This window comes from Photobacterium sp. DNB22_13_2 (assembly GCF_052873915.1).
The window spans coordinates 42897-50926 of the sequence record NZ_JBNNXU010000031.1 but is presented as its reverse complement, the minus strand read 5'-3'; the positions used below and the strand labels follow the sequence as shown (position 1 = coordinate 50926).

7 protein-coding genes are annotated in these 8030 nt (G+C 51.8%); 6 read left to right on the top strand and 1 reads right to left on the bottom strand.

The features are described 5' to 3' along the window. Positions 1–270 precede the first annotated feature (270 nt). On the bottom strand, positions 271–1431 hold the full coding sequence (locus tag ACVA58_RS26210) for a 2-octaprenyl-3-methyl-6-methoxy-1,4-benzoquinol hydroxylase (protein ID WP_446513196.1): 1161 nt from the start codon (positions 1429–1431) through the stop codon (positions 271–273). Between the two features lie 124 nt (positions 1432–1555). Here ACVA58_RS26210 and mtgA point away from each other — a divergent pair, with 124 nt between their 5' ends. From mtgA to lnt, 6 genes are all read left to right on the top strand, one after another. Continuing rightward, complete coding sequence (gene mtgA, locus ACVA58_RS26205) at positions 1556–2260, top strand: monofunctional biosynthetic peptidoglycan transglycosylase (protein WP_446513195.1); 705 nt, start codon at positions 1556–1558, stop codon at positions 2258–2260. Positions 2261–2420: 160 nt separating this feature from the next. Beyond that, entirely contained in the window at positions 2421–3845 is a 1425-nt protein-coding gene (miaB, locus tag ACVA58_RS26200) for a tRNA (N6-isopentenyl adenosine(37)-C2)-methylthiotransferase MiaB (RefSeq protein ID WP_446513194.1), read from the top strand. Positions 3846–3926: 81 nt separating this feature from the next. After that, complete coding sequence (locus ACVA58_RS26195; RefSeq protein ID WP_446513193.1) at positions 3927–5021, top strand: PhoH family protein; 1095 nt, start codon at positions 3927–3929, stop codon at positions 5019–5021. Then, positions 5021–5485 carry an rRNA maturation RNase YbeY gene (gene ybeY / locus ACVA58_RS26190; protein WP_446513192.1) on the top strand — a complete coding sequence of 155 codons (465 nt, stop codon included), beginning with the start codon at positions 5021–5023 and terminating at the stop codon, positions 5483–5485. Before ACVA58_RS26195 ends, ybeY begins: the two co-directional genes overlap by 1 nt. Before the next feature lie 99 nt (positions 5486–5584). Then, a complete protein-coding gene (corC, locus tag ACVA58_RS26185; RefSeq protein ID WP_446513191.1) occupies positions 5585–6457 on the top strand; it encodes a CNNM family magnesium/cobalt transport protein CorC in 873 nt (290 codons plus the stop codon). Between the two features lie 3 nt (positions 6458–6460). Continuing rightward, positions 6461–8020, top strand: coding sequence for an apolipoprotein N-acyltransferase (gene lnt, locus ACVA58_RS26180; RefSeq protein ID WP_446513190.1), 1560 nt, complete (start codon positions 6461–6463; stop codon positions 8018–8020). Positions 8021–8030: the final 10 nt, after the last annotated feature.

The window sequence follows — 8030 nt, the reverse complement described above, 5'->3', positions numbered from 1 at the left end:
AATTGGTAGACGCACCAGATTTAGGTTCTGGCGCCGCAAGGTGTGAGAGTTCAAGTCTCTCCTTCCGCACCATCTTTAGAAACCCACCTTTTGGTGGGTTTTCTTATGTCTGGCATATGGTTATGTGAATACATGGCTATCTAGAAATGCTGACAGTAGATTTTACAACCAACTCAATGATCGTATCTCTCTGGTTGTTAAGCCGAATGTTTTTCAATAAACATTCGGCTTTTTTCTTTATGCCACCTTTTGATCTACGAAGAAAGCCGGCTACATCCCCATCGCATATTTCAGAACTTTCTGCTTAATCGGCCCGGCTTGCTCGGCCAGCTTCAAACCCGCATTGCGTAACAACTTCACCGGCAGTAAGTTGTTACTGAAGGTGGTATAGAAAAAGTCCATGCCACTCTGCATCAACAGGTTATCCGGACGCCGGCGGCGCTCATAAGCTTTGAGCACCCGTTCGTTCGACCAATCTTGGCCAGCTTTCTCGATTTCATGCAGCAAGACATCAACATCCTTGAAGCCAAGATTGACCCCCTGCCCCGCCAAAGGATTAATAGTATGAGCAGCATCGCCTAACAACACCACGCCAGACTTGTAGTATCGCTGAGCATGGCGACGGGTTAGCGGGAATCGGCCATGGTTGAGCACCTTGATTTCACCCAGCTCTGGCGGGAAATGGGTAATGACCTGTGCTTCCAGCTGAGCTGGAGTCATCGCCGATAGTTGCTGGATCTTCGCTGGGCTGTCGTACCATACCAATGAGCCCTGATGGCCCGGCAACGGCAGAAATGAACGCGGACCGTGAGGGGTAAACATCTGCCAAGTAATATCCTGCTGTGGCAAGATCGTTTCGACATTGATCAGCATACAGTGCTGGCGGTAGTCCCATGCAGTGATCCCGATCCCCGCCTGTTGGCGAACACGAGACTGAGCACCGTCGGCTCCGACCAGCAAAGTAGCATGTAATGGGTTACCATCCTCGAGTGCAATCTCATAACCATTTTCGGTTTCGACTGCTGAGACCATACGGGCCGGACACTTCACCGTCAGGTTAGGGTAGAGTTCGAATTGCTGCCACAGTGCCAACTGGATCACCCGGTTTTCGACAATATAACCAAGGCGGTCAAGGTGCATGTGATCAGCATTAAAACGGGTACGGCACTCTGGGTGCTCCCAGGTTTCCAATCGCTTATACGGGCAAAGACGCATCGCCGTCACCGCCTCCCACGCCCCCAACCGTTCCAGTAATGACACAGAGTGTGGGGAAATGGCCGACACTCGCAGATCCATTGGCTGCGATGACTCGAACGGAGCTGGGGTGATCCCTTCCAACACTGCAACAGATAGCCCCTGCTGGGCCAAACCTATTGCTGTTGCCGCTCCGACCATACCGCCGCCAGCCACAACCACATCAAACTGTTCCATATCGGTTCCCATTTGTTATGCTCAAGAAAAGAGTACTGCGCCCACAGGCGCGTTGCTGCCATTATTCTACCAAAATTCACAAGTACATCAGTGATTAATATATGGCCACACAAGGATGAGGGGTATGACTGGATTTATCAAACGCTGGCTAATCAAGCTGCTATTGCTTGCCCTTGCGCTACCGATCTTGTTGGTATTGGCCGGGAAATTTATCAATCCACCGAGTTGGGGCTGGCAACTTCACCGTGAATGGTTTCCTCCGCAAGGCTATCCGCCACGATCAGCGCATTTATGGGTGCCAATGGAGGCGATATCGGCCAATGCCCAACTCGCGGTGATTGCATCTGAAGATCAAAATTTCCCAGATCATAACGGTATTGATATCAATGCCATCCTGGCGATCCTCAAACAAACCGGTGGTGATGGTCCCAGCCGTGGAGGCAGTACCATCACCCAGCAGACCGCCAAAAACCTATTTCTGTTTCCGTCCCGTACCTTCCTGCGAAAAGGGGTTGAGCTCTACTTTGCCCTGTGGATGGAGTTACTCTGGGATAAATCACGGATCTTGGAGGTCTACCTTAACATCGTTGAGTTCGGCCCCGGCCTGTTCGGTGTGGAAGCGGCTAGTCAGACCTTTTTCGGTACTCCCGCCAGCCGACTCAGCGCCCAACAAGCCGCGCAACTGGCCGCAGTACTGCCCAACCCTTACCGGATGCAGCCAGCCCCCATGACCCCCTATATTCAGCAGCGTAGCCAATGGATCCGTCAACAAATGCGCCAATTGGGTCCTCAAACCCTCAATAAACTCAAACCGGTAGTGACAGAATGAAAAACCACAAAATATTCGGGGTGGTGATGATCTAGTCAGGCACGCTTTAAAGCAGTACAATACGCGGCTTGCTACCGCAGGCGGCCTTGTTTTTGAGCGCCAAAGCGGAATGATGCAATGTGAAACGCAATGAATAAACACTACGAGTGAAGAGTTAGACATGGCTAAGAAACTGCTTATCAAAACCTGGGGTTGCCAGATGAACGAATACGATTCATCAAAAATGGCCGATCTTCTTAATGCAGCCAATGGCTTCGAAATAACGGAAGAACCAGAAGAAGCAGACGTTCTGCTGCTTAACACCTGCTCCATCCGTGAAAAAGCCCAGGAAAAAGTGTTCCACCAGCTTGGTCGCTGGAAAACCCTAAAAGACAAAAAACCTGAGCTAGTGATCGGCGTGGGTGGTTGTGTAGCAACCCAGGAAGGCGATTCTATCCGCAAGCGTGCACCGTATGTCGATGTTATTTTCGGCCCACAGACCTTGCACCGCCTGCCTGAGATGATCAAGCAATCGCAGAGCGACCATGCGCCAGTCATGGATATTTCCTTCCCGGAAATCGAGAAATTCGACCGCCTACCTGAGCCTCGTGCTGAAGGCCCGACGGCATTCGTTTCGATTATGGAAGGCTGCTCGAAGTACTGCACCTACTGTGTGGTTCCTTACACCCGTGGTGAAGAAGTGAGCCGTCCGCTGGATGACGTACTATTCGAAATCGCCCAACTGGCAGAGCAAGGTGTCCGTGAGGTCAACCTACTTGGCCAGAACGTCAATGCTTTCCGTGGTGCGACCCACGACGGTGACGTTGCGACTTTCGCAGAATTGTTGCGTCTGGTGGCAGCTATCGACGGTATCGACCGTATCCGTTACACCACCAGCCACCCGATCGAGTTCACCGATGACATTGTCGATGTGTACCTAGATACCCCTGAAGTGGTGAGCTTCCTGCACCTACCGGTACAAAGTGGTTCAGACCGTATTTTGACGAACATGAAGCGTCCACATACGGCGATCGAGTACAAGTCGAAGATCCGCAAGCTGCGTAAAGCACGTCCGGATATCACGATCAGCTCTGACTTCATCGTTGGCTTCCCGGGCGAGTCTGACCAAGACTTCCAGGATACGATGAAACTGATCCGTGATGTGGACTTCGATATCAGCTTCAGCTTTATCTTTTCTGCCCGTCCGGGTACGCCAGCAGCCGATTACCCATGTGATCTGCCTGAAAAAGTGAAGAAAGAACGCTTGTATGAACTGCAGCAACAGATCAATACTCAGGCTATGCGCTATTCTCGCCAGATGCTAGGTACCGAGCAGCGTATCTTGATTGAAGGCCCATCGAAGAAGAACGTGATGGAATTGCGTGGCCGTACCGAGAACAACCGCGTGGTGAACTTTGAAGGTTCGCCAGAGCTGATCGGCCAGTTCGTTGACGTGAAAATCACTGACGTCTTCACCAACTCACTACGTGGTGAGCTAGTTCGCACCGAAGCGGAAATGGACCTACGTGTAGCCATGTCTCCAGCCGAAGTGATGGAAAAAACACGCAAAGAAGATGAATTGGGTGTTGGCGTATATACTCCATAGTAAGACGCCCGTCTGAACACAAGTAGGACGCGCCCTGAACCCTAGGCCACCCACATGGGTGGCCCTATTGAGAGGCAAATCTTGAGCAAAGTTATTACTATTGAATTCAATCTGGAACCCGCCAATAACCAGCGCCTTTCCAGCCTTTGTGGCCCTTTCGACGATAACATCAAACAACTTGAACGCCGTTTGGGTGTAGAAATAAACCACCGCAGCAGCAGTTTCAGCGTGGTCGGCCAACCCCACACAGCCGAAGCCGCCGCCGATATCATCAAAACCCTGTATGTCGATACCGCCCCGGTACGCAACACCATTCCTGACATCGAACCTGATCAGGTTCACTTGGCTATCAAAGAATCCGGTGTCCTAGAGCAGTCGACCGAATCAAGCATTCCTTATGGCAAGGAAGTGGTGATCAAAACCAAGAAAGGGGTGATCAAACCACGCACGCCTAACCAGGCCCAGTACATTGCCAACATGGTTCGCCATGACATTACCTTCGGTATTGGCCCAGCAGGTACCGGTAAGACATACCTCGCTGTTGCTGCTGCAGTAGATGCGCTGGAACGTCAGGAAATCCGTCGTATTCTACTGACCCGCCCGGCGGTTGAAGCCGGTGAGAAACTGGGTTTCCTACCGGGTGATTTGAGCCAGAAAGTCGACCCGTATCTACGTCCGCTTTACGATGCCCTGTTTGAAATGCTGGGTTTCGAGCGTGTTGAAAAGTTGATTGAACGTAACGTGATTGAAGTTGCTCCGCTCGCCTATATGCGTGGCCGTACCCTCAATGACGCCTTCATCATTCTTGATGAAAGCCAGAACACCACCGTCGAGCAGATGAAGATGTTCCTGACCCGTATCGGCTTCAACTCCCGTGCGGTGATCACCGGTGACGTGACCCAGATCGACTTACCTCGCGGTGCCCGTTCAGGCCTGCGTCACGCGATTGAAGTACTGTCTGATGTCGATGAGATCAGCTTCAACTTCTTCCAGGCCGACGATGTCGTCCGCCACCCAGTAGTTGCACGAATTGTACAGGCCTACGAGGTATGGGAGAGCGCAGATCAGAAGCAACGTAAACTTGCAGAACAACGCCGACGTGAAGAGCAAGCCGTCATGCAAGCTGCAGCCGCAGCATCGGTTGCCGCACCAGTAGAAACGGAAAAAACAAACTAATGGCGATTTATCTTGATCTCCAGGTAGCCACTGAAAACACAAACGGTATGCCTAGCGAAGCGCAATTCCAGCAATGGCTGGATGCCGCAGTTACTCCTTTCCAAGCCGATGCCGAAGTGACAATCCGCTTGGTGGACGAGGAAGAGAGCCATAGCCTTAACCATGACTATCGTGGCAAGGACAAATCAACCAATGTCCTCTCTTTCCCGTTCGAAGCACCACCGGGTGTGGAGCTGGAACTGCTAGGCGACCTGATCATTTGCCGACAGGTCGTCGAAAAAGAAGCCAAGCAGCAGGATAAACCTCTGAATGCCCACTGGGCACACATGGTTGTACACGGCAGTCTTCATCTGCTAGGTTATGACCATATAGAGGACGACGAAGCAGAAGAGATGGAAGGCTTGGAAACGGACATCATGCAGCAGATGGGCTATGCCGATCCGTATGCCGAAGAAAAGCAGTAAACTTTTCATGATATTGTTGTCAAACTAATACGGCACATTGAGGTGCCGTATATTCCCGTGGCACAGCCACTTAACTGAGAGAAGTAATTCTTACAAACAATGAACGAAGATAACTCACAAAATTCTGAAGGTCCGAGTAGAAAGTCCTTCTTTGAACGAATTGGCCAGCTGTTTCAAGGCGAGCCACAGAACCGCGAAGAGCTTGTAGAAGTTTTCCGTGATTCAGAAGAAAACGATTTGATCGACCACGACACCCGCGACATGCTCGAAGGGGTCATGGAAATTTCCGAGATGCGTGTCCGTGACATCATGATCCCGCGCTCTCAGATGGTCACAATCGAGCGTTCTCAGAAGGTAGAGGATCTAATTAATTTAATTGTTGATGCCCAGCACTCACGCTACCCGGTGATCAGTGACGACAAAGACCACGTAGAAGGGATCCTTCTGGCTAAAGATCTTTTGCGTTACCTACAACCAAGCAGCGAACCGTTCGACATGGAAAAAGTACTGCGACCAGCGGTCGTTGTGCCTGAAAGCAAGCGGGTTGACCGCCTGCTCAAGGAGTTCCGTGAAGAACGTTACCACATGGCTATTGTGGTTGATGAGTTTGGTGGGGTATCAGGTGTTATCACCATTGAAGATATCCTTGAACAAATCGTTGGCGAAATCGAGGACGAGTTCGACGACGAGGAAGAGCAGGATATTCGTCAGTTAAGCAAACACACATATGCGGTGAAAGCGCTGACAACCATTGAAGAGTTCAATGAAATGTTCCATACCCAATTCAGCGATGAAGAAGTCGATACCGTCGGCGGCTTGGTAATGACCAGCTTTGGTCACCTGCCTACCCGAGGGGAAATTGTTGAATTGGCGGGCTACTCATTCAAGGTAACGTCAGCCGACAACCGCCGGGTTATTCAGTTGCAAGTGACCGTGCCTCACGAAGCACCTCAACCGACGACAACATCATAACGAATGACGAAAAATACCCTTAAGAAGTTGGGACAGCCATTGCTGGCTGTCCCAGCAGGTGCCTTAGCCACCTTATCCTTTGCTCCCTACCATCACTGGTACCTTGCTCCACTTTCCCTCTTTATTTTCCTGTACCTGCTACAGAATCAATCCGTCAAGCGCTCCGCGTTGATTGGTTTGCTCTGGGGCTTAGGTCTGTTTGGTACTGGGATCAGCTGGGTACATGTCAGTATCGCCAATTTTGGCGGTATGCCATGGCTAGCCGGTTGGGCGTTAATGGCCTTGCTAATAGGCTACCTTGCCCTGTACCCCGCCGTCTTCGGCGCCCTATTCAACAAATTCAACCGTGGCCGTCCATTCCACCAGTTAATGCTGAGCGGCCCGGTGATCTGGCTGCTGCTCGACTGGATCCGCGGCTGGTTGATGACCGGCTTTCCATGGCTGTGGTTGGGCTACGGCCAAATTAACAGCCCGTATGCCGGCTTTGCCCCTATTTTGGGAGTCGAAGGGATCACCTTGGCACTGCTGCTTAGCTGCGGCGCCCTCGTGGCAGCCACTTACTACCGTAACTGGCGTCCATTGCTGGTACCGGTATTTATTTTGGCGATCGGCCTATTTACCGGGCAGAAACAATGGGTCAAGCCGGATATCGACAATGCCCTCGATGTCGCAATGATCCAGGGTAACGTACCGCAGGAAATCAAATGGCTGCCAAGCCAGCGTTGGCCGACCCTGATGAAGTTCACCGATCTGACTCGCGAGAACTGGGACGCAGATCTGATCATCTGGCCGGAAGCAGCGATCCCAGCTTTGGAGACCCAGGTCACCACCTTCTTGCAGAACCTCGATGCAGCGGCGCGCAATAACAACAGTACCGTGATCACCGGTGTACTGGATCAGAATGAACAAGGGGAGTTTTACAACAACATCCTGACCCTTGGCATCAATGCAGTCGGTCCGTATAAGTACGACCAAGCAGAGCGTTATACCAAGCACCATTTGCTACCATTTGGTGAGTTCGTGCCGTTCGGCGATATCCTGCGTCCAATTGCGCCGTTCTTCAACCTGCCGATGTCTTCGTTCAGCCGAGGGGATTACATCCAGCCAAACCTCGAGGCCAATGGCTACTCGTTGGCACCGGCATTGTGCTACGAAGTCGCGTTCAGCGAGCAGGTACGTCGTAACGTCAATATCGACACCGAATTCCTGCTGACCTTGTCCAATGATACCTGGTTCGGTAAATCCATCGGCCCGTTCCAGCATATGGAAATAGCCCAGATGCGCTCACTTGAACTCGGCAAGCCCCTGCTAAGGGCAACCAACAGTGGCCTGACCGGTATTGTCGATCATAAGGGGAAGATCATTGAGCAGATCCCGCAGTTCGAAACCGGCGTCCTCAGGGCTGAAGTGGTACCGACTATTGGCATGACACCGTACACCACGCTCGGTAGCTGGCCGCTGTACATCTACATTCTGTGGTCTGTCGCCCTGTCGTGGATCCTGATCCGCCGCCAAGCCGGCCGGTTCCGTGACGAACAGCCGCAAGTGAATTACCACGATTAACCAGCGAGCC

What these genes read in the sequence shown, in the direction of transcription:
- ACVA58_RS26210 (WP_446513196.1), bottom strand. Translation starts at nt 1,431, where the DNA reads ATGGAACAGTTTGATGTGGTTGTGGCTGGCGGCGGTATGGTCGGAGCG.
- mtgA (WP_446513195.1), top strand. Translation starts at nt 1,556, where the DNA reads ATGACTGGATTTATCAAACGCTGGCTAATCAAGCTGCTATTGCTTGCC.
- miaB (WP_446513194.1), top strand. Translation starts at nt 2,421, where the DNA reads ATGGCTAAGAAACTGCTTATCAAAACCTGGGGTTGCCAGATGAACGAA.
- ybeY (WP_446513192.1), top strand. Translation starts at nt 5,021, where the DNA reads ATGGCGATTTATCTTGATCTCCAGGTAGCCACTGAAAACACAAACGGT.
- corC (WP_446513191.1), top strand. Translation starts at nt 5,585, where the DNA reads ATGAACGAAGATAACTCACAAAATTCTGAAGGTCCGAGTAGAAAGTCC.
- lnt (WP_446513190.1), top strand. Translation starts at nt 6,461, where the DNA reads ATGACGAAAAATACCCTTAAGAAGTTGGGACAGCCATTGCTGGCTGTC.